The sequence below is a fragment of the Spirillospora sp. NPDC047279 genome (assembly GCF_040643285.1).
Classification (GTDB): Bacteria; Actinomycetota; Actinomycetes; order Streptosporangiales; family Streptosporangiaceae; genus Spirillospora.
In genome coordinates this window covers 50,472-71,198 of the sequence record NZ_JBEYUA010000030.1, presented here as the reverse complement: position 1 = coordinate 71,198, position 20,727 = coordinate 50,472, and the positions used below count along the sequence as shown (strand labels likewise).

Here is a 20,727-nt window from a genome sequence, read left to right as displayed (position 1 = left end):
ACAGCCGTCAACGAGTATTCAAGGTGAGGCAGATGACCGGCCCCGACATCCTCTCCGCGGAGTACGCGGCCGACCCCTTTCCGTTCTACCGGGAGATGCTGGCCTCCTTCCCGGTCTACCGCCACCCGGCGACCGGCTACCACCTCATCAGTCGTCATGCCGAGGTGACCCGGGTGCTGCAGGAACCGCCGTTCACCAACGAGATCTACGCCTGGCAGCTGGAACCGGTCGCGGGCGGGCGGACGATCGTGCAGATGGACGGGGAGGAGCACGCCTACTACCGGAGGCTGATGGGTGCGCCGCTGCGCGGATCGAACTTCCGTGAGCGGATCGTCCCGGAGATCGAGCGCGTGTCGGCCGGGCTCATCCAGGCTCTCCGGGATCGTGGCCGGGCGGACCTGCGTGAGGACTACGCGGACTTGATGCCCTGCGAGGTGGTGTCGGTTCTGCTCGGCCTGCCCGAGGAGGACCGGTCGAAGTTCCGGCGATGGTTCGTGAGCATCAACGCGTTCATGTCCAACTTCGGGAACGACCCCGCCGTCACCGCTGCCGGGCTGGCCGCCAGGGCGGAGATGACCGGCTATCTGCGCCCCCTCATCGAGGACCGGCGGGCACGTCCCCGCGGCGATCTCCTGTCGGCCTTCTGCAACGCGGAGATCGACGGTGTCCCTCTCGACGACCGGCAGATCCAAGCGCACTGCTCGACCCTCATCGCGGCGAACGGGGACGGGACGAGTGCCACGATCACCTACACGCTCAAAGAGCTGCTCATGCGTCCCGAGCACCTCCGGGCCGCACGGCGCGACAGGAGCCTGATCGATCGGATGCACCTGGAGGCGACCCGGCTGAACCCGCCGGTCCACATGCTCCTGCGCTTCACCGCACGGGATGTGGACCTGCCCAGCGGGCGCGTCTCCGCCGGGTCGACCGTCGCGTGCATGGTCGCGGCGGCCCAACGGGACCCTGACCGGTTCGACGAGCCCGACGTCTTCAACCCCTACCGTGCGGAGATCGACCCGGTTCGGGACTTCACTCCGGGCGGTTCCATCGTGCACTTCGGCCGGGGACGGCACTACTGCCTGGGCGCGCACATCGCCCGGATCACCGTCGGCATCGCCGTCAACCAGTTGCTCGGCGCGCTCCCCGATCTCCGTCTCGCCGACGACGCCGACCTGACCGAGAACGGCATCTTCACCCGCAACCTCGTGCGGCTCCCGATCGCCTTCACGCCCGCACCGCGCGGTGCGACCACGGCCATCTGGCACAAGGCCTCCCGGGCCGGCCTTGCGTGATCCCCCTGCACGACTCCGCCGAGCCGCGCTCACCACGGGTCATGGCCCCAGCGACGGGCCCATGCCGTCGGACCATCCCAGAAAGGGGGCAAGGCATGCCTCAGGACGTCGAATTCTTCATGCCGATCCCGTCCCGTCGCAGCCGGGACTACGAACGAACCAAAGCCCATCACCTGGTCTGGCCCCGTGCGCTGGGCCTCATCAACTCCCAAGCCGCCGAGCAGCGCCACCTCCAGGCCGACTACGCCGACCTGGCCGCCCGCTTCTACCCCTCTGCCACCGGGCCGGACGCGGACCTGGGCGTCGACCTGATGACGTTCTTCTTCCTGTTCGACGACCTGTTCGACGGCCCGCGCGGTGAAGACCCCAGGGCAGCGCGCGCTCTCACCGACGCCGTGGCCGCAGCGCTGGACGGGCCATTGCCCGTTGACGCCCCGGCCATAGCGCACGGATTCTTCGACGTCTGGCGGCGGACCCGCCAGGGCATGTCACAGGCGTGGTGCGCCAGGGCCGCCCGGACGTGGCGCGGTTACCTTTCGGGCTACGTGGACGAGGCCGCCAGCCGCAACCATCACGCGCCCTGCGCCTCGATGGCCGAATACCTGGCCATGCGCCGCCACACCATCGGGGCGCAGCCCACGGTCGACCTCGCCGAACGAGTGGGCCGCTACGAAGTGCACCAGGGCCTCTTCGACAGCGCCGTCATCACCGCGATGCTGCGGATCGCCATCGACATCAACCTGATCGACAACGACATCGCCTCGCTGGAGAAGGAACAGGCCCGCGGGGAGCAGAACAACATCGTCCTGGTCGTCCAACGAGAGCGAGGCTGGCCCGTCCCGCGCTGCATCGCGCACCTGCAAGACGAGGTGCGGACCCGCGTCGAGCAGCTCCTGATACTCGAGGACTGCCTACCAGAGGTCTACGACTCCTACGGCCTGTCCGCCGCCGAACGCGCCACCGCCGACGCATACCGCGACGACGGGATCCGCGCGCTCATCCGCGGAGCCTACGACTGGCACCGGCGCTCGGGACGTTACTCGCCCGAGTACGCGATTCCGGCCGGACGCCTGGGCTACCTGGAGGAACTGGGCGCATGATCCCCCTGGCTCCCGGAGCACTGCCCCTCGCGGGCCACGCCCACTCCATCATCCGCGACCCCCTCGGCTTCCTCCGAACCCTGGCGCCGCACGGGGACATCGTCAGGGTCCGGCTCGGGCCGGTCACGGCCCTGGTGCTGTGTGACCCCGCGCTGATCCGGCAGGTCCTTCTCAACGACCGGCTGTTCGACAAAGGCGGGCCCACCTACGAGCGGGCGCGCGAGTTCCTGGGCGACAGCCTCTCCACATGCCCGCACAGCCAGCACCGTCAACAGCGCCGACGCCTCCAGCCCGCCTTCCATTCCACGAAACTCCCGCGGTACACGCAGACGATGACCGATCAGATCGGCGCGGTCACCCGCACCTGGCGCGACGGCCAGACCATCGACGTCATGACGGAGACCAAGAAGATCACGGTCCGGGTCCTGACCAGGTCGATCTTCGGGACCGGCCTGTCGGACCGGGAGATCGAGCAGATCAGCCGCGGCATCGACGACATCACCGCGGGCATGCATGCCCGTATGTTCCTGCCGGCTCCGCTGGACAAGCTGCCCACACCTCGCAACATCCGCTACCACCGGGCCAACTCCACCATCCGGGAAATCGTCCAACGGCTCATCGACCAGGACCGCCGCCGGCCCGCCGGCGGCGCCGGTCCCGAGACCCTGCTCGGCATCCTGACAGCCGACGACTGGACCGACGGGCCCCTGTCCGACGCCGACATCCTCGACCAGGCGACGTCGTTCCTGCTGGCCGGCATGGAAACAACGGCCGAAGCCATGGCCTGGGCGCTCTGCCTGGCGGTACAGCACCCCGAGGTCCTGGCGCGGCTACGAGCCGAAACGGCCCAAGTCCTCGCCGGCGCGCCCGCGCAGTGGAAACACCTGCCGGACCTGAAGGTGACCACCTCGATCATCAACGAGACCCTGCGCATGTATCCAGGGCTGTGGATCACCACCCGCGTCGCCACCGCGGACACCAAACTGGGCGACCATCACGTCGCGAGCGGCACCCACCTGCTCATCAGCCCCTACCTGATCCAGCACCGCCCCGACATCTATCCCGACCCCGACCGCTTCGACCCCGGCCGGTGGACCGACCCCGACCCCAGCCGACCGCTGGAAGCCTTCATCCCGTTCATGGCGGGCGCCCGCAAATGCATGGCAGCCGACTTCGCCGTCACCGAAGCGGTCCTCACCCTGGCCACCCTCACCGACGCCTGGGAGTTCACCGCCCCACCCCAACGCCCCAAAGCAGCCGCCTCCGCCACCCTGCGCCCCAAAGACCTACGCATGCGCGTCACCAGGAGAGACCAGCACCCAAGCCTTCGACGACCGAGCAGATAACCACCGCTTCAACGGCCGGAGCGAATCCAGCGCCACCGGCCAGGGAGGCTCCAGCCAGCGCAAAGCGACGACGAGGAACTCCTCACGCCATGCGCGTGGGAGATGTCGCCAGCAGACGATGTCACACGCCGGCACCAGGAACGCCTCGTGGATGTCGTCGCGAAGTTCCCAGCGCGGCCACGCGCCGGTGCAGGCGAAGGTTCTACCGGTCGACGGCTGCCATGTTGACCTCGTCGTGGCGTTCGCCGGAGGCGGGGCTGCTGCGCGAGTACGTGATCTCGGCCGTGGCGCGGTCGTCCTGCCCGCCCCTGGCTGGTATTGGATCTGGACCTGGTGACCTTATGTGACGCGTCCAGGCCGGCGCGCTGGTGGCGATCCGCAACCGCGAGGCCTCGCCCGCGACGGCGACCTGGTCATCGCCCGGGCACCGGGGATGTGCCGCCGGGTCCCGCAACGCAGCGGCCTGGATCAGTACCTCCGCGTCACCCCCTGGATCGTGGCTCACCCATCTCACCGATGGCACCGACCGCACCTGCTGAAACGCCCGCCGTGCCGCCCCGGAGACCCGGCCCGGGGCGAGTCCGCGCACCGAGCGCAGACAATCACATCGACTGATTCTCGAAAACCTGTGCCGATCAAGGTAGATATTCGCGAGGGGGTGGGGTATGGTTCTTGTCATCGAAGAAGAACAAGTCCATGAGACGCGGCAGATGACGAACTGCTCGCACAGATGGATGACGCGGGCCGGGCGGGCCGGGGTCAACGCAGTGAAAGGGACCCCGGCCGCCGGTCGCGCGCCGGGCGGCCACCGGGCCGCCGACAGCACGAAGGCAAGTCGCAACAACGCAGGAAACGCAGGTAGGGAATACACGAAAGGAGGGCCTCGGCACCATCGGGATCGCCCGTCGCAGGCTCCAGTCACGCCGCGCGGGTACCGCAGCCCCACAGATTGGACGGTGGTCTACGGTCACGCATCCGCGATCCCCGCGCTCCCGCCGCAGGCGGACGGCGCGGAAGACAACCGGCCGCAGCGCCGGATAGATGGTGTTGTACCTCATGGCCCCGGCGCCGTATCTGGCGCCGGGGCCCGTCGTTTCCTCTCCTCCGGAACGCATCCGGTGCGCGTCCAGCACGGACGGCCACGACAGTACGGAAGGTTTTGTGAGAGGACCTCAGCCGGTTAAACCCGGCGCCCACCCGGAACACCGCGACCCGCGCCCAGCCCAGCCCAGTCCGGTGCAGGGCGACCCCGAACTGCGGGACCACCCCGACACCGGGCCCGACAGCAGGCTGGACGACAAGCTCGACGACGAGGACTACCCCGCCTACAGCATGGGCCGGGCCGCCGAAATCCTCGGCGTCACCCCAGGATTCCTGCGCGGCCTGGACGCCGCCAAGCTGTTCGTCCCGCAACGCTCGGCCGGCGGCCACCGCCGCTACTCCCGCTACCAGCTGCGCCTGGCCCAACGCGCCCGCGACCTGGTCGACCAGGGCACCGCCCTGGAGGCGGCCTGCCGCATCATCATCCTGGAAGACCAGCTCGCCGAAGCCATGCGCATCAACACCCAGCTCAGGCAGCGCATCGACACCGGCGCCGACCAGGCTCCCGACAGGGATTGATCCCGCCATGGCCGCCGGCACCGACGCCCGTCCCACGCCATCCGGCCTCCAGAGCGGTCTCCAAGGCCCCTGCTCATGCCGCGAGCCGAGGTCGAGGTGACCGCCCCGCAGTTCCCGCGGGGTGGGTCGGCATGAGCGGCCGAGCGGGAGCATTGCGGGGCCGAAGCTGACACCGTGGGCATGACCGGGCGTTGAAGCAACGCGGGGGTCCACGCCGCCTACGGCGTCTTGGGGCGGGAAACGCGATGACCGCCGTGCCTGGTCCGCCGCAGGCTGGCCCGCTGGATCGGCCGCCGGGTGTTGGTGCGGTGCCCGCCCCTGGCAGCGGCGGCGAGGGGCCTGGGCGTTACCACCGAGGGGCGTGGGCGCTGGTGGGTACGGGTCGTGGTGGTGGGGTGGACATGGCCACCGTTCCTGAACTGGACGATCACGTATCTCACGCGCTGCTGGTGGACCGCCCGCCGCGGGTTCCGCGGCCGACCGTCAAGACCGGGCCGCAGCTTCGTCGGCAACGTCTTCGCCACCACACCGGACCTGGTCCGGTTCGCGGAAGCGCTGCGCGCCGCCACGGTGCTGAACCGGCCCTACGCCGACTTGTACACCGATCGGGTCGGCGTCGTCCTCAGCAACTACGACGACCTCCCCGAGTTCAGGGAGATCCTCGGCCGGGAGGAGCAGGCCATCACCGGCCAGAGATGACGCGCGGGCACCGCCGACACGGGCTTCATGGGAGCTACCTGGACGTGCCGGGCCCAAGGACATTTCCACGTGACGCGCAGGACGCCAAACGGGCCAGCCGTTCGCCGGGCGGATGAACTGCGTGGCCGTCAATCGGACCATCTCCGAGCCCCCTTTCACCTGCGAAAATCCATGGTGGAAGCGCACGGGGGTTCAGCGCTGAGGGGTCACAAGTGATCTCGGCCCGCGGGTCGTCACACAACGGCCACGGCGTCGATCTCGACGAGGAAGTCGGGGCCCAGGCCGGCGACGAAGTGGACCGTGATGGCCGGCGGCGGGTCGGCCGGGTTCCACACCTCCTGGAAGGCGGCCACACCCTCGTCGACGAACGTGTGGCCTTCCACCACGGCGATGCGCCAGTGCACGATGTTCGCCAGGCTCGCCCCTTCGCTCTCCAGGATGGTCGCGAGGTTGCGGAACGCCTGTCTGGCCTGCTCCCCGAGCGTGGGCCCCACGACCTTGCCGTCGGGGCCGACGCCGTTCTGCCCGCCGATGTAGATCGTCTTCGCCGGCTGTTCGACCACGACGGCCTGGCTGAAGGCCGGGCTGCGGTGCAGCCCCTCGGGATTGATGTGGCGTGTGCTCATGGGTCGCCTCCCCTACCGTTGACACCGCTTTAACCGGTGTCGTATGAAACCACTTATACTGGTTTCATGCGAGGGAATGCAACCGGCCGGCTTCTGCAGGACCCCAACGGCGGGTCCTTCTGGTTCGACGCAGGCGCCGTCTGCCTGGACTTCGCCCACACGGGCGGCGAGGGCCACTATGCGAAGTTCGAAAGTCTTCACACGCCGGCCGACCTGGGAGAATGGCTCGCCCAGCCGCCGCTGGACGCGGTCATGACCGTCCCGGTGACGGCCCGCGAACTGGTCGCGGCCAAGGCGTTGCGTCAGGCGATCTGGGACGCGGCGCACGCCCAAGCCGCGCGGGGCCCGCTACCGGCCGCCGCGGTGGCGACCATCAATCGCGCCGCGGCAGCGGCTCCCCTGGTCCCCGAGCTGGCCGCCGACGGCACGTCCGCAGGGTGGACGACCCCGGTACGGGCGACACAGGCGCTGTCGAACCTGGCGCGGGAGATGATCGAACTGCTGTCCGGGCCGCTGTCCGAACGTATCCGCGAATGCGCGAGTGACACCTGCCCGATGGTGTTCGTCGACTCCTCCCGCCCCAACGCCCGCCGCTGGTGCGCGATGGAGCGCTGCGGCAACCGTCACAAGCTCCGGGCCATGCGCGCCCGGCGGGCCGCCGACTCCTGACGCAGCCTCAGGAACCGCACGGACAGCCACACGTCGGCGAGCTGGGACGTGGTTCATCCAGAGCCTGCGGCGACGGTCGTCAGGAGGCCGAGGCCGCCTTCGCGTCAGTGCTGTCGGCCTCGTCCAGCGACTGGGCGGCCGTGATGTAGCCGGTGATGGCGTCGCGGTTGCGGATGAGGAAGCTGATGCGTTCGCTCATCCGGTCGCGTTCGTCCTCCAGGGCGGCGATCATCTCTGGTGTGGCGTCCTCGGGGCAGTACAGGATTCCGGGGATGGTCAGGCAGGGCAGGATCCGCTTGATCATCCGGGTCGGCAGTCCGGCCTCCAGCAGCCCTCTGATCTGCAGGACCCGATCCACGAGGCGCTCGTCGTAGTCGCGGTAGCCGTTCGGGCTCCGGTCCGGGACGATCAGCTCCTGCTCCTCGTAGTAGCGCAGCAGCCGGCGGGAGGTGCCGGTGCGTTCGGCCAGCTCTCCGATCCTCATGTGACCGACCTCACATTCGGGTCCGTTGACCTTCACACCTATGTGACGGTTTGAGGATAACCGCATGGACAACGAACTGTACGACTACAGCCCCATCGTCGAACGCCAACCGATCCAGTGGCCGGGCGGCGCCCGAGTGGCCTTCTACGTCGGCCTCAACGTCGAACACTTCCTCATCGACCGGCCCTCCACCAGCCTCAACGAGGCCACCGCCACGCTGGTGCCCGATCCGCTGAACTACGGATGGCGCGAGTACGGGGCCCGCGTGGGCATCTGGCGGCTGATGGAGACCTTCGACCGGCACCGGATCCGGCCCAGCGTCCTGCTCAACTCCGATGTCGCCGACCGGTATCCGCAGATCATCAAGGCCGGGCTGGAACGGAACTGGGCGTGGCTGGCGCACGGCCGCAACAATTCCACCCTCCAGGCCGGCATGACCCTCGACGACGAGCGCGCGTACCTGACCGACGTGGTCGAGACCATCCAGCGGGCCACCGGCCAGCGGCCACGCGGTTGGCTGGGCCCGGCGCTGACCGAGACCTTCCAGACCCCGCGGCTGCTGGCCGAGCTCGGCCTCGGCTACGTCCTCGACTGGACCAATGACGACCAGCCGTACCGGCTGAAGGTCCCGGGGATGCTCAGCGTGCCGTACACGGTGGAACTCAACGACCTCGGAATATTCACCATGCACGGCCGTAGCGGCGCCGATTTCGTGCAGATGTTCAAGGACCAGTTCGACCAGCTCTACGCCGACTCCGCCGACAGCGGCCGCGTCATGGCTCTGGCCCTGCATCCGTTCGTCATCGGCCAGCCGCACCGCCACAAGTACCTGGACCAGGCCCTGGGTTACGTCGCCGATCATCCGGGCGTCTGGCTGACCACCAGCGACGAGATCGCCGAGCACTACGCCCGCACCAACCCGGCGTAATGGGGCCATACGGTGAACGACTCCGTCCCGTAATCGGTGGCGGCACTGGGTGATGGAGGTCATGGACCTGCTGCCGGCGCTCGCGGGTGGTCTGCTCGCGGACCCCCCCCGGGGCGGGGCGGGTCGGCGCTCGCCTGGCAGGAGGCGTGGGAGCGGACCTCGGGCAGCCGCGCCAGCTCGGCGCCGTGTCCGGGCAGCATCCGGATCACCGGCTCGTACGCTGTTGGGCGGAGCCACGAACGACAGGCCATTGGCCTTCGAGATCCGCGGAGGTGCCCGTCTGGCTCGATCGCCGGCGCGCGCCCGCCAGGCCGTGCGTTCTTCTCCTCGTACCGAAGGTCTCCGAGCATGCTGATCAGAACTGCCGCGGCCGCGGACTGGCCCGCCATCTGGCCGATCATCCACCAGATCGTCGCGGCGGGGGCCACCTTCCCCTACGCACTCGACCTGAACGAGGAGGAGGCCCGCGGCATGTGGCTCGTCCCGGCCCCAGGGCGTACGGTCGTCGCCGTCGACGCCACCGGCGCGGTGGTCGGCACCGCGAACATGTACGCCAACCGTGCGGGTAACGGCTCGCACATCGCCAGCGCCAGCTACATGGTCGATCCCGCGCACCAGGGCCGGGGCGCCGGCCGCGCCCTGTGCGAGGATTCACTGGCGTGGGCACGAGCCGCGGGCTTCAGCGCAATGGTGTTCAACGCCGTCGTCGAAACGAACGTGCACGCCGTGAGGCTGTACGAGTCCCTCGGATTCACCGTGCTGGGCACCGTTCCCCGGGGATTCCGGCACCCTGAGAACGGCTATGTCGGCCTCCACATCATGCACCGTCCTCTGTGAGCGCCTGGCGACGCCCGTGAGCACGTGGCCGGTGGCCGAGGCGGGCGGGAGGGGCACAGGCCTGGATCGTGGCGGGGACGGCCGCGAGGGTGATCGCGGCGCGGACTCGTCGTCTCATCGGGTTCCCTCTGGAGTGGAGGCCGGGCGCGGGTCGCGCCCGGCGGCGAACTGGAGGATCGCGTCGGCCGCGGCACCCGGGCCGTCGACGGCGTCGTAGAGCGCCTGGACGCGGCGCGCGGCGACACGGTGGCGTTCGTCGCCGAGCATGCGGCGGGTGAGGGCGCCCAGGCCCCCGGTGACGGCGGCGGGAGCGAGCCTGCGGGCGGCACCGAGGCGTTCCAAGAGGGCGACGTTCAGATCCTGTTCGAGCTGGAGGGGGATGCCGATGGCCGGGACGCCCGCGGCCATCGCGGTCTGGAGGCTGCCCTGGCCCGCGGTCACGATCGCGAGATCGGCCCGCGGCATGATCCGGTGGCTGGGCAGGACGGGCGCGACCATGACCCGCTCGCTCGCCAGGTCCGCCAGGTCGTGCACGGTCGCGGCGACCAGGACGCGGACGTCCGCGTCCGCCAGCGCGCCGACCACGGACCGCACGAGATCGGGCGGGGTGGAGGTGAGCGCGACGTACACCATCGGGCGGCCGGGCTCGGCGAGGAAGCGAACGACGGGTTCGGGGATCGGCACGTCCAGATGGGCGAACAGGGGGCCGGTGTAGCGCAGGGTGGTGCTCGGGCGGTAGCCGCGGCCGGGACGCCAGGCCGCCATCTGCTCGGCCGTGATACCCACGACCTCGGGGACCTCCGGGATCAGGGTGAGGTCGCCGAGCAGCAGCGCCGGCATGCTCGGGACGGGCTCGACGCCCAGCTCCGCGGCGATCCGGTCGAAACCGCCGCAGTAGTAGCGCAGGCTGGGAAGCCTGCGGGCGACCAGCCGACGGGCGATCGGACCGGGGAACAAGCGCGGCGGCCCGTGCAGGGTGGTGGGGACGGGCAGCAGGCCGCGTTCGAAGACGGGCGGCACCCAGCTGCCGGCGTGTTCGGTCACGAGCCCGACCCCGGCCAGCCGCGTGGACAGCAGCGTGGTGAGGGTGAACCCGCTGACGGCGACGGTGATCCCGTGCTCCCGGAAGTACTCGGCCTCGGCGAGCACGTAGGCGCGCAGCTCGTCGTCGGTGTACATGCTCTGATCAGGGGGGCCGAGGCCGAGCCCGGACCCGACGAACGCCGCGCTGCGCCCGGCGCTCATCGGCGGGCCGACGACGTCGTGGGCGACGTCGAGCAGGTTCTCGTGGGCACCCCCGTGGGTGGCGACCCGGACGGGGCCCCGCGCGCGGTCAGGGCCCGGTGGATCTCCAGCATGCGTGACGTCTCCGACAGGTATCCGCAGTTGGGAAGCAGACAGATCATCACCGGGCTCCTTTTCGCAATATATTGCGCTTCTTCGGGTAGCCTAGGCGACATGGAGCCCTCAGGGATGGCCATGTTCGGCCTCGAACCCGACCTCGATCCGTCCGTGCGCGCCTTCCGCGTCCTGCTGGCGACCGGCCAGCGTCTGCACGCCCTCATGGACGACCGGCTGCGGCCCGACGGACTCACCACCCAGCAGGCCGCCCTGCTCACCATCGTCAAGGCCATGGACGGCCCCTCGGTCACCCAGGCCGCCCGGGCGCTGGGCACCACCCACCAGAACGCCGCCCAGCTGGTCACCGCGCTGACCCGCAAGGAGTTCCTGCGCACCGAACCCGACCCCGCCGACCGCCGCCGCCGCGTCCTCATCGCCACCGAGACCGGCGACGCCTACTGGCGCGACCGCGACCCCGCCGACTACGCGGCCCTCGCGGACTGGTTCTCGACCCTGAGCCCCGACGAGCTCCAGACCCTCACAACCCTGGCCGAACGCCTCCTGCGCTCCCTCACCGCCCGCCGTCCGACAGAGTGACCGGTTGAGCTCAAGCACATCGTCGGGATCCAGCGGCGCGGTCGGGATCGGCTAAGCGTCGAACACCGCGGCCGCGCACGCGCGGGCCCGTTCGGGGTTTCGGTCGCGGCGCGGGCGATGGGCTCGTGGGCAGCCGGTGGCGGTGAGGCGCCAGTCGGCCGCGGCGGTCTGGTGCCGCCAGAATTCGGCGAAGCGGCCGTCCGCGGTCAGGAGTTCTCCCGGGGAGCCGTCCTCGATGATCCGGCCGTCCTCCAGGAAGAGCACCCGGTCCGCCCGGCGGATTCCGGCGAGCCGATGGGTGATGACCATGCGGGTGCGGAGGTTTGTTGACGCGGGTGATGGGTGTCGGCCGATCAGGCGAGGGCCTGGGACAGGCGGGCGTGGTCGGCTTCCTGCAGGCGGGTGATCCGCCACACGACCATGATCGCCAGGACCGCCGCCGCCGACCCCGCGGCGATCAGCCCCAATTCGACCCACAACCGGGTGTGCAGTTCCGTGGCGGTCTGCGGCTCGGGCATCCCCAGCGGGACGAAGCCTCCGAACCCGTACACCAGCCACGCCGCCCACCACAGGTTGATGATGGTCGGCCGCTCGCCGGAGGCGCTGGCGTTCCACACGTCCACGGCGATCCGGCGCGGTACGAAGAAGTTGGCCACGGGCACCACCCAGCCCAGCACCGTCCACATCCGGGACCACCGCAGGCCATCACCGATCACGCCGGCGTTGGTGTGGACCCGCCACATCCAGACCGCCAACGCCACCACCGCGATCACGTTCCCTGCCGCCGCAAGCCCTTCCAGCAGCCGCAGCATGTCGTCGTACAACGCGAACGCGCGCCCGGTACCGGCCCCGCCCCGCACCGACCCGACCTCTACGGCCGCCCCCAACCCCAGCACCGCCGCGGCCGCCAACGCCAGCACATGCAAGCCCAAGAGGGCGACGGCGACCAGCGCCACACCGCGCACCGGCTTCAACGGCGACGGCCATCCACGCTCCGGTGCCGAGCGAGTCGAAAGCTGCGCCGCCACGTGATCGTCACTCAACGCCTGCTCCTCCATGCTGTGGCCAGGCGACGATTGTGACCACACCCCAGACCGCACGAAAGCCCATGAACGATCACGAAAAAGGATCAGTTTCCGTCCCCCTCGCCGTTGGGCGGCGGCCAGGGCGATGGGGCGATTGGGGCGCTCGCCACGGCTGCGCGCGCTGGTGATTCGCCTCGGTACCTGTGCTGATACAGAGAGCCGTTGATACTCGTTCCCCTTTTAGATTCTGACGAGTATCTTCGTGGCGAGGCAGATACCGAAGTTGGTCAGCGGCGACCACTTCTCCGATGAAGCCGTCTTCCGTGCGACCTCGATCCCGTCGTCGATCCGCGCGCCGTCAAGCGGCTTCGTGAGTGCTGAACTCTCCCCGATTCCAGAAGGAGACAGTGTCGTGAGCGGACAACCGGACAAGACGAACGCGCGCCTCGTGACCGAGTCGATCGACTCGGTCACCTCCTCCGGTTCCGAGATCCAACCCAAGACCAAGCCCGTCCGGATCTGGGCCGCCCTCGGCGGTGCGATCCTGCTGTTCCAGCTGTACGTCTGGATCCGGTGGATCACGGGGCCGCACTTCGAGCGGGTGCCTCCCGGGCCGAGCGACCCGCCCACGCTGATGAAGGTCGTCCTGCTGACCTGGACGGCGGTGATCTGCCTCGGCCTGCCGGTCGGCATCTACTTCTTCATCATCCGGCCATGGCGGCGGGAGCGCCGCATCACCTTCGACGGAATGCTCCTGGTGGCCTGCGGGCTGCTGTTCTTCCAGGATCCGCTGCTGAACTACTTCAACACCTGGAGCACCTACAACACCTGGATGTGGAACCAGGGCTCGTGGGTCCAGGAGGTGCCCGGCTGGAGGTCGTTCGGGGAACCGGGCCAGATGATGGCCGAACCACTGCTGATGAACGCGCCGGGCTACTCCTACGGTGTCTTGCTGTGCACGATCCTCGGCTGCTGGATCATGCGCAGGGTCAAGGCACGCTGGCCTCAGATCAGCAATCTCGGCCTCATCGGCGTGCTGATCGTCTGGGCGTTCTTCTTCGACCTCGTCATCGAGGGCCTGTTCCTGATGCCGATGGGCCTGTTCACCTACCCCGGCGCGATCCGATCGCTGTCGATCAACGCCGGCACCTACTACCAATGGCCGATCTACGAAGGGCTCATGTGGGGCGGCGTTCAGGCGGGTCTGTGCGCCTTGCGGTACTTCACCGATGATCGCGGCCGGACGTTCGTGGAGCGGGGGCTGGAACATGTGCGGGGCGGGTTCGTGCGGCAGCAGGGCGTACGCTTCCTGGCCATCTTCGCGGCATGCAGCGCGTTCTTCTTCGTGTTCTACAACGTTCCGGCACAGTGGTTCGCCATGAACGCCGACCCGTGGCCGCAGGACATCCAGAAGCGCTCGTACTTCATGATGGGCGTATGCGGGGACGGAACGGGGCGGCTGTGTCCCGACCCGTCGCTGCCGATCCCCGGTCCTGGGTCCGCGACCATCGGGCCGGACGGCAAGGTCATCGTGCCGGAGGGCGAAGAGCTTCCGAAAATCGTCCCCTTCGACAAGGGCCCCTGACCGAAAGGGCACGGCGCGGATTCCGGCCGCGCCCACTGCTCATGGTGGCGGCGACTCCCTGATCTTGGTCAGCCGACAACGGCACCTGCTCTGAACGGCACCTCTACGCTTTCCCTGGGACGGCGGCCGGTCTAGCCGCTACGGGGTCGCCGGCCGTGCCATGACCGCCGTTGCGGCCCTGTCCGTGATCGTGAAGACGATCCGTAGATGCTCGCCCGCCGTGACGGTGAACGCCTCGTCTTCCGAGTAGGCGATGTCAGGAGCCATTCTCACGATCTCTCTGATCTGCGTGCCTGCATTCTCGCTCCTTCTCCACTCCGGCCAGTGTGTCCGACGGCGGATCGACCTGTCCGATTCCGTGGTCACAGCCGCGTCACGGCGGAGCGCACCGTGTTGTGACCGGTCCCTCCCTAGAAATGAGCCCGTGATCGACGATTCCCGACCGTCCAGAAAGGTGATCATGGACTCGGATTCTGTACGTGGCTTCGACCGGCGGCGGCTGCTCGGGTGGGGCGGCGGGCTGGCGGCCGCCGGCGTGGTGGCGGCGGGCGCGCCGCTGGTGGGCGTCCGGCCCGGCCTGGCGGACCAGGCCCCGACCGACCGGATCCCGCCGGACACCCGGCCCGGCGGGGCCTACGACCGGTTCGTGGCGGAACTGGCCGCGCAGGACAGGTTCTCCGGGGTGATCCTGCTGTCGCACAAGGGCCGGACGGTGCTGTCGCGCAGCTATGGCATGGCCGACAAGGAGAGGGGGATCCGCAACCACGAGGGCGTCGCGGTCAACCTCTCCTCGGGGATCCAGCCGTTCCTCTCGGTGGCCATCCTGCAGCTGGCGCAGCAGGGCAAGGTGAAGCTGACGGACACGGTGGGCACCCACCTGACGGGCTTCGCCCAGGACATCGCCGAGCAGGTGAACATCCACCACCTGCTCACCACCACGGGCGGAATGGACGCCCCGGAGCTGGACCTGCAACGCGTCTTCCACAGCAAGGAGGAAGTGCACGAGTTCAACCGGCAGTGGACCCGGCAGGCGAAACTGGTGGCGCCGCCCGGCTCAGGCAACCAGGCCCACAGCAACGGCGCCGGCGCCGGCCTCGCCATCGCCGCGCAGATCGTGGAGGCCGTGACCGGCACGAAGTACTGGGACTACGTGCACGAGCACATCTTCAAGCGCTGCGGCATGACCGGCACGGCGTTCTCCACCAGGCCGCAGTGGCTCACCGACGAGCACATCGCGCACTCGTACATGCTGCAGGCCGACGGCAGCCGGGTGGACGCCGTCCGCAACCTGGACAAGGGCAGCTTGAAGCAAGGCAAGAACCCAGGGCGCGCCTTCATCGGCTACGCCACCGACGACGGCTTCGCCACCGCCCCGGACCTGGTCCGGTTCGCGCACGCACTACGCGACGGCACCGTGCTGGACCCGCCCTACGCCGACCTGCTGACCGGAGCCAAGTTCCCCCGCGTGCCCGCAGACGGCTCCACGCCGGCCCACCCGTCGTTCACGGGGTACTCGGGGCCGATCAAGATCGTCAGCGGCCAGTGGCTGATCGGTCGCGGCGGCGGCACCGGCGGCAGCACCGCCAACTGGAACATCTACCCCGACTCCGGCTGGGTCAGCGTCATCCTCAGCAACTACGACGAGGTACCGATAGTGGAGATCACCCAGCAGGAACTGAAGGCCATCACCGGCCAGCCCTGACGGCCCTGGCCGGCGTGACCGTGAGCCGCTCAGGGGGGGTGCCGGGGGCGTGGCGGGTGAAGTCCATGGTCAGGTGGGCGGGGTCGAGCTTGACGTCGGCCATGAGGGGCCAGTGGCCGCCATCCGCGCGGCCCGGCCCGCCGCGTCGTGCTCGGCGCACCAGGCGCGGACCTGGCGGGCCAGGCCGCCGGGCCCGGCCGCGTCCGGCGCGATGCCGGACGCGGTACCGGACCCGGCGGCGAGGGCGTCAGGGCGTGACACGGATCGTGCCCCCGTCCACCAGCAGCGAGGCGCCCGCGATCCAGGAGGCCCGCTCCGAGCACAGGAAGGCGATGGCGTCGGCGACCTCCACCGACTCGCCGGCGCGGCCCATCGCGATGGGTTGCAGTTCCAGCATGCGCTGCTCGACGTCGTCGGCGGTGACACCGAGCCGCTCGGCCTGCGCCTGGTAGCCGGCCAGGACGCCCTCGGTCCGGGTGAGGCCCGGCAGGACGCAGTTGACCAGCACGCCGTGCTTGGAGTAGCCGAGCGACAGCGACTTGGCGGCGTGCAGCAGGGCCGCCTTGGCGGCGCCGTAGGCGGCCCACCGGGCGTCGGCCTCACGCCCGGACGTGGAACCCACGAACACGATCCGGCCCCAGCCGCGCTCGCGCATCTCCGGCACGCAGCGCATGGCCAGCGCGACGGCGCTCAGCACGTTCAGCTCGTAGAGCCGCACCCACTCCTCCCAGTCGAAGGTGCGCAGCGGCCCGTGGCCTCCGCCGGCCGAGCAGACGGCGATGTCGACGCGGCCGAAGGCCGCCACCGCCGCCTCGTAGATCGCGTCCACGTCCTCGGCCTTGGCTGCGTCGGCGACGTGCGCGGCCACCTGAACGCCGTCGGCGCGCAGGCGTTCCGCGGCGTCGTCGAGGTCGGCCTCGCCGCGCGCGGCAAGCAGGATCTTGGCTCCGGCGCGGCCGAGCTCTGCGGCCGCGGCCAGCCCGATGCCCTTGCTGCCGCCCGTCACGATCGCGACGCGGTCCTTGATGCCGAGGTCCAACGTTCACTCACCAGCCTTCTTGCGGTCCGGGTTGCCGGGGACGTGGTGCCCGGGGGCGCGCGGCGGTCGAGCACGTCGCCGCGCAGGCCCTGCCCGCGCAGGGTCCGCTTCTCGACCTTCTGCGCCGGTACACGGCCCGGGCGACGTCGCGCACGGCGGCGTAGATCTCCCGGCTCAGCGCGTTCTCGGCCTTCGGCCGGTCGAGGGTCGGCACGCCGACGCGCTCGCGAACCTCGTACCGGACCGTGGGGTGGACGGTAAGCGACATCGATTTCTCTCTATTGTGACGCCCGTTGCGCGCATCAAATCAATCATTTAGAAGATAGTCAATGCTTGCTCCAACACCCGGGCCACAGTCCAGGACGTGGAGGGCGAACGGGCGCTCGTGGGCGGGCGGGCACCGGGCCCGCGCATCCGCCCAGGTCGGCGCGGCGACCCGCACGCCGGCCTGCCGTAGGTCGACTCTTGCGCGATCCACCACTCGTTATTTGTGTTATCTTTATACAGATACAACAGCATGGAAAGCATTGATCGGAGAACCCATGCCGGACGCGACCCTCCCGCCTCCGCCTCGCAGTCCGGCGGTGCAACTCGGCGCGCCCGCGGTCGCCGACCTGGTCGCCGAGTCCATCCGCGACCGCATCATCAGCGGAGAACTGCGGGAGGGCAGCATGCTCCCCCGCCAGGAGGAGATGCTGCGGGAGTTCAACGTCAGCCGCCCCTCCTACCGGGAGGCGCTGCGGATCCTGGAGGCCGAGGGCCTGATCTCGGTGCGGCGCGGCAACCAGGGCGGCGTGGTGGTCCACGCGCCCTCGCAGCACGCGACCACCTACAGCCTCGGGCTCCTGCTGCGCTTCAACCAGGTGACGCTGGGCGACCTGTCGGACGCCATCAACGAGATCGAGCCGCTGTGCGCGGGGGTGGCCGCCACGCTCCCCGACCGGCACGACCACCTGGTCCCCCGCCTGCACGCTCTGGTGGACGAGCAGGAACGCGCCCTGGACGAGGCCCGCGACTTCACCACCATCGGCCGCGAGTTCCACGAGGCGGTGGTGAGCGGCTGCGGCAACACCACCCTGATCCTCACCGCCGGCGCCCTCACCCAGCTGTGGTCGACGCAGGAGATCGAGTGGGCCGACGTGGTCGCGGCCGCGTCGGAGTACCCCGCCCGCGAGCAGCAGGAGCGCGTCCTGCAGGTGCATCGCATGATCGTCACCGCGATCGCGGCCGGCGACCGCCAGCAGGCCACCAACCTGGGCCGGGCCCACTCCCTGGCCTCCCACCACCATGTCCTGGAGGGCCGTCGCGACCAGCCGATCATCCGGCTGCACAGCTCGCGCGACCAGGGATACCGGCCCGGGCGCTGACACCGGCCCATTTCGCGACCTCGCACCACGTAAGGAGCCAGCGTGACCGTTCCCCTGGGCAGGCTGCCCGACGCCGAGACCGGCGACCTGCTGTTCCGCGTCGACGACGACGGCGTCGCGCACCTGCGGCTGAACCGTCCCGAGCGCGGCAACGCGATCACCGTCGAGATGTTCCCGCAGCTGCGCGCCGTCTGGGAGGAGGTGCGCACCAACACCGCGATCCGCTGCGTGATCGTCACCGGCACCGGCGAGCGGCACTTCTGCACCGGCGTCGACGTGGACTCGGTCGCGGCCACTGGCAAGGTCTCGATGGGCGCGGGCAACATCACCGACGAGATCGTGTTCACGTCCCGGCAGAACGCGGTGTGGAAACCGGTGATCTGCGCGGTCAACGGGCTGGCCGTCGGCGGCGGGCTGCACTTCGTCGTGGACGCCGACATCGTCGTGGCCGCCGAGCACGCCGCGTTCATGGACACCCATGTCAACGTCGGCATGGTCGGCGGGATCGAGAACACCGGCCTGGCCCGGCGGCTCCCGCTGGGGACGGCGCTGCGCATGACGCTCCAGGGCCGGTCCTTCCGGCTGCCGGCCGCCCGCGCCCACCACTTCGGCCTGGTGGACGAGCTGACGTCCACGGCCGACCTGCTGCCCACCGCGCTCCAGATCGCCCGCGACATCGCCGCCAACTCCCCCCAGGCCGTGTCCCTGTCACAGCAGGCGATCTGGGCCGCCACCGAGATGCCCTACACCCAGTCGGTCGAGTACGCCTGGGGCCTCGTCCGGTCGCACTGGTCCCACCCCGACTTCACCGAAGGGCCCCTGGCGTTCGCCGAGCGCCGTCCCCCGCGCTGGACCGTCGCATGAACGCCCCGGGGCCGCTGGCCGGCCACGTCGTGGTCAGCCTCGCCGAGCAGTACCCCGGACCGTACGCGGCGATGTTGCTGGCCGACCTCGGCGCCGACGTCACCATGGTGGAAGGCGATGGAGGAACTGGCCAGGACTCCCGGGGTCGTGGCGGCGGTCGGCGGGGCCTACGTCGACGGCAGGCTTGTGGGGCTGGGCAGCGCGGGCTCCCGGCTGCTGGGCGGCGGGGGCGGGAGCGTACCTTCTGCCCGTCCACCTGAGCGGCGGCTCCGCGCTCCTCCGCCGGGACCGTCCCGGCCAGGGGGCGGCCGGGAACGCGTGGGGCGGGGGTGGGAACTTCGTCCGGGTGGCCAGGTGTTCTACTCGTGTCTAATATTTCCCGGCAGGGAAAGATCGGAGGCGGGCCCGGCCCGCTCGGGCACGAGGGGAGCCAGGTGCGGTCCAGGGCACGCGGCGGCAGAGCGCTGCCGATCGTCATCGGCACCGCCGTGCTCGGCACCCTCGTGGGCGACGTCACCATGCTGCTGGTCAAGCGCGAGGACGATCCCGGACCCGCCAAGGCCGATCCGCGCGACCTGGTCTCCGTCTCGGGCGACGCGATGGCGGTCCAGGCCGTGACCCCGCTCACCCGGCGCCTGCAGCCCAGCCTGCTGATCGCCGGCAGCGGCTCGCTGCCGCCCGCGACGGTCGAACGTGCCCGCCGCATCAAGGGGGTCGCCGGGGTGACGGTCGTCGACGCGGCCCGCGCCCAGGTCGGGACCAAGAGGGTCGGGCTCCTCGGCGTCGACCCGTCCGGGTTCCGCGCGTTCGCGCCCAAGCAGTCGGCCGAGTCCGACCAGCTGTGGCGCATGGTCGCGACCGGCGGCCTGGCCGTCTCGTTCAACCTGAGCCGCGACGGCTCGCTGCCCCTCGGCGGCGTCGTCACCGCGGGCAGCAGCTCCAAGCCCGGCCAGGTGCGCGTCTCGGCCTACGCGTCCATGGGCATCGGCGACGTCGACGCGATCGTCTCCCGGACGCAGGCCCGGACCCTCGGCATGCCCAACGGCAACGGGCTGGTGATCAGCGCGCCCAAGGCCGACCGCAAGAAGCTCGCCAAGGCGCTCAAGGGCATCCTGCCCAAGGGCACCAGGATCGCGACGATCGCGGCGCAGTCGTCCCCGGTGACGCCCGCCGGCCTCCGGCGCCAGCCGCAGGTGTCCGGCCGCCCGGACGGCGTGCGCGGCAACCGGTCGATCATCAGCGGAAACTCGATGACCCCGACGATGGTCAAGGTCGTGACCGAGCTCGACGGCATGTTCGGCGCGTTCCCGGTCATCGGCTGCTACCGCAACACCGGCGACCCGCAGGACCACGCGCTCGGGCGCGCCTGCGACTTCATGGAGACCGCCAGCACCGGCGCCCTGCCGAGCGCCAGCGCGCAGCGGCACGGCGACCAGGTCGCCCAGTACGCCATCAGCAACGCGCGGCGGCTCGGCATCTCCTACGTGATCTGGAAGCAGCACATCTGGAACATCCGGTTCCCCGGCTGGCGCAAGATGGAGAATCGCGGCAGCATCACCCAGAACCACTACGACCACGTGCACATCTCGGTGCTGCGCTAGGGCGC

The 20,727-nt window shown here is 70.0% G+C and carries 24 protein-coding genes; 15 read left to right on the top strand and 9 right to left on the bottom strand.

The window, feature by feature from the left end:
* Positions 1 to 32: 32 nt before the first annotated feature.
* From ABZ810_RS45265 to ABZ810_RS45245, 5 genes are all read left to right on the top strand, one after another.
* The gene (locus ABZ810_RS45265) at positions 33 to 1,292 is read left to right on the top strand and encodes a cytochrome P450 (RefSeq protein WP_358414162.1); all 1,260 of its coding nucleotides are present in this window, start codon (positions 33 to 35) and stop codon (positions 1,290 to 1,292) included.
* Between the two features lie 95 nt (positions 1,293 to 1,387).
* Positions 1,388 to 2,392, top strand: a complete 1,005-nt coding sequence (locus ABZ810_RS45260) for a hypothetical protein (RefSeq protein ID WP_358414159.1) — start codon at positions 1,388 to 1,390, stop codon at positions 2,390 to 2,392.
* Entirely contained in the window at positions 2,389 to 3,738 is a 1,350-nt protein-coding gene (locus ABZ810_RS45255; RefSeq protein WP_358414156.1) for a cytochrome P450, read from the top strand. The genes ABZ810_RS45260 and ABZ810_RS45255 overlap by 4 nt, the downstream gene beginning before the upstream one ends.
* A 1,332-nt stretch (positions 3,739 to 5,070) precedes the next feature.
* Positions 5,071 to 5,358 carry a MerR family transcriptional regulator gene (locus ABZ810_RS45250; RefSeq protein ID WP_358414227.1) on the top strand — a complete coding sequence of 96 codons (288 nt, stop codon included), beginning with the start codon at positions 5,071 to 5,073 and terminating at the stop codon, positions 5,356 to 5,358.
* A 390-nt stretch (positions 5,359 to 5,748) separates the two neighbouring features.
* Positions 5,749 to 6,057 carry a hypothetical protein gene (locus ABZ810_RS45245; RefSeq protein ID WP_358414154.1) on the top strand — a complete coding sequence of 103 codons (309 nt, stop codon included), beginning with the start codon at positions 5,749 to 5,751 and terminating at the stop codon, positions 6,055 to 6,057.
* A 233-nt stretch (positions 6,058 to 6,290) separates the two neighbouring features.
* Here ABZ810_RS45245 and ABZ810_RS45240 read toward each other — a convergent pair whose 3' ends face one another.
* A complete protein-coding gene (locus tag ABZ810_RS45240) occupies positions 6,291 to 6,683 on the bottom strand; it encodes a RidA family protein (protein WP_358414151.1) in 393 nt (130 codons plus the stop codon).
* A gap of 66 nt (positions 6,684 to 6,749) precedes the next feature.
* Here ABZ810_RS45240 and ABZ810_RS45235 point away from each other — a divergent pair, with 66 nt between their 5' ends.
* On the top strand, positions 6,750 to 7,352 hold the full coding sequence (locus ABZ810_RS45235; protein ID WP_358414148.1) for a CGNR zinc finger domain-containing protein: 603 nt from the start codon (positions 6,750 to 6,752) through the stop codon (positions 7,350 to 7,352).
* A gap of 79 nt (positions 7,353 to 7,431) precedes the next feature.
* Here ABZ810_RS45235 and ABZ810_RS45230 read toward each other — a convergent pair whose 3' ends face one another.
* Complete coding sequence (locus tag ABZ810_RS45230; protein WP_358414145.1) at positions 7,432 to 7,836, bottom strand: MerR family transcriptional regulator; 405 nt, start codon at positions 7,834 to 7,836, stop codon at positions 7,432 to 7,434.
* A gap of 64 nt (positions 7,837 to 7,900) precedes the next feature.
* On the opposite strand from ABZ810_RS45230, the gene ABZ810_RS45225 reads away from it, so the two are divergent.
* Both ABZ810_RS45225 and ABZ810_RS45220 read left to right on the top strand, forming a co-directional pair.
* Positions 7,901 to 8,764, top strand: a complete 864-nt coding sequence (locus ABZ810_RS45225) for a polysaccharide deacetylase family protein (protein WP_358414142.1) — start codon at positions 7,901 to 7,903, stop codon at positions 8,762 to 8,764.
* A gap of 348 nt (positions 8,765 to 9,112) precedes the next feature.
* A complete protein-coding gene (locus ABZ810_RS45220) occupies positions 9,113 to 9,601 on the top strand; it encodes a GNAT family N-acetyltransferase (protein WP_358414139.1) in 489 nt (162 codons plus the stop codon).
* Positions 9,602 to 9,715: 114 nt separating this feature from the next.
* On the opposite strand, the gene ABZ810_RS45215 is transcribed toward ABZ810_RS45220, so the two are convergent.
* Entirely contained in the window at positions 9,716 to 10,846 is a 1,131-nt protein-coding gene (locus ABZ810_RS45215) for a nucleotide disphospho-sugar-binding domain-containing protein (RefSeq protein ID WP_358414136.1), read from the bottom strand.
* Positions 10,847 to 11,059: 213 nt separating this feature from the next.
* On the opposite strand from ABZ810_RS45215, the gene ABZ810_RS45210 reads away from it, so the two are divergent.
* On the top strand, positions 11,060 to 11,539 hold the full coding sequence (locus tag ABZ810_RS45210; protein ID WP_358414133.1) for a MarR family transcriptional regulator: 480 nt from the start codon (positions 11,060 to 11,062) through the stop codon (positions 11,537 to 11,539).
* 51 nt (positions 11,540 to 11,590) lie between these two features.
* On the opposite strand, the gene ABZ810_RS45205 is transcribed toward ABZ810_RS45210, so the two are convergent.
* Positions 11,591 to 11,848 (bottom strand): hypothetical protein, encoded by a 258-nt coding sequence (locus tag ABZ810_RS45205; protein WP_358414130.1) that lies wholly within the window; start codon positions 11,846 to 11,848, stop codon positions 11,591 to 11,593.
* A 44-nt stretch (positions 11,849 to 11,892) separates the two neighbouring features.
* Entirely contained in the window at positions 11,893 to 12,597 is a 705-nt protein-coding gene (locus tag ABZ810_RS45200; protein ID WP_358414127.1) for a DUF4328 domain-containing protein, read from the bottom strand.
* Positions 12,598 to 12,976: 379 nt separating this feature from the next.
* Here ABZ810_RS45200 and ABZ810_RS45195 point away from each other — a divergent pair, with 379 nt between their 5' ends.
* On the top strand, positions 12,977 to 14,149 hold the full coding sequence (locus tag ABZ810_RS45195; protein WP_358414124.1) for a spirocyclase AveC family protein: 1,173 nt from the start codon (positions 12,977 to 12,979) through the stop codon (positions 14,147 to 14,149).
* A 138-nt stretch (positions 14,150 to 14,287) separates the two neighbouring features.
* Here ABZ810_RS45195 and ABZ810_RS45190 read toward each other — a convergent pair whose 3' ends face one another.
* Positions 14,288 to 14,611 carry a hypothetical protein gene (locus ABZ810_RS45190; RefSeq protein ID WP_358414121.1) on the bottom strand — a complete coding sequence of 108 codons (324 nt, stop codon included), beginning with the start codon at positions 14,609 to 14,611 and terminating at the stop codon, positions 14,288 to 14,290.
* Here ABZ810_RS45190 and ABZ810_RS45185 point away from each other — a divergent pair.
* Positions 14,610 to 15,851: a serine hydrolase domain-containing protein gene (locus ABZ810_RS45185; RefSeq protein WP_358414118.1), complete on the top strand. Its 1,242-nt coding sequence runs from the start codon at positions 14,610 to 14,612 to the stop codon at positions 15,849 to 15,851. The two genes, ABZ810_RS45190 and ABZ810_RS45185, sit on opposite strands and share 2 nt — an antisense overlap.
* A gap of 69 nt (positions 15,852 to 15,920) precedes the next feature.
* Here ABZ810_RS45185 and ABZ810_RS45180 read toward each other — a convergent pair whose 3' ends face one another.
* The 3 genes from ABZ810_RS45180 to ABZ810_RS45170 are packed head-to-tail and all read right to left on the bottom strand — an operon-like array spanning position 15,921 to position 17,158.
* Positions 15,921 to 16,112 (bottom strand): hypothetical protein, encoded by a 192-nt coding sequence (locus ABZ810_RS45180; protein ID WP_358414115.1) that lies wholly within the window; start codon positions 16,110 to 16,112, stop codon positions 15,921 to 15,923.
* Positions 16,099 to 16,890, bottom strand: coding sequence for an SDR family NAD(P)-dependent oxidoreductase (locus ABZ810_RS45175; protein ID WP_358414112.1), 792 nt, complete (start codon positions 16,888 to 16,890; stop codon positions 16,099 to 16,101). Before ABZ810_RS45175 ends, ABZ810_RS45180 begins: the two co-directional genes overlap by 14 nt.
* 7 nt (positions 16,891 to 16,897) lie before the next feature.
* Positions 16,898 to 17,158 (bottom strand): hypothetical protein, encoded by a 261-nt coding sequence (locus ABZ810_RS45170; RefSeq protein WP_358414109.1) that lies wholly within the window; start codon positions 17,156 to 17,158, stop codon positions 16,898 to 16,900.
* A gap of 274 nt (positions 17,159 to 17,432) precedes the next feature.
* On the opposite strand from ABZ810_RS45170, the gene ABZ810_RS45165 reads away from it, so the two are divergent.
* The 4 genes from ABZ810_RS45165 to ABZ810_RS45150 all read left to right on the top strand — a co-directional run bounded on the left by ABZ810_RS45165 (position 17,433) and on the right by ABZ810_RS45150 (position 20,722).
* Positions 17,433 to 18,257 carry a GntR family transcriptional regulator gene (locus ABZ810_RS45165; RefSeq protein ID WP_358414106.1) on the top strand — a complete coding sequence of 275 codons (825 nt, stop codon included), beginning with the start codon at positions 17,433 to 17,435 and terminating at the stop codon, positions 18,255 to 18,257.
* Positions 18,258 to 18,299: 42 nt separating this feature from the next.
* Positions 18,300 to 19,121, top strand: coding sequence for an enoyl-CoA hydratase/isomerase family protein (locus ABZ810_RS45160; RefSeq protein ID WP_358414103.1), 822 nt, complete (start codon positions 18,300 to 18,302; stop codon positions 19,119 to 19,121).
* Positions 19,118 to 19,381 carry a CoA transferase gene (locus tag ABZ810_RS45155; RefSeq protein WP_358414100.1) on the top strand — a complete coding sequence of 88 codons (264 nt, stop codon included), beginning with the start codon at positions 19,118 to 19,120 and terminating at the stop codon, positions 19,379 to 19,381. Before ABZ810_RS45160 ends, ABZ810_RS45155 begins: the two co-directional genes overlap by 4 nt.
* A gap of 105 nt (positions 19,382 to 19,486) precedes the next feature.
* Complete coding sequence (locus tag ABZ810_RS45150; protein ID WP_358414097.1) at positions 19,487 to 20,722, top strand: hypothetical protein; 1,236 nt, start codon at positions 19,487 to 19,489, stop codon at positions 20,720 to 20,722.
* The last annotated feature ends 5 nt before the right edge of the window (positions 20,723 to 20,727 follow it).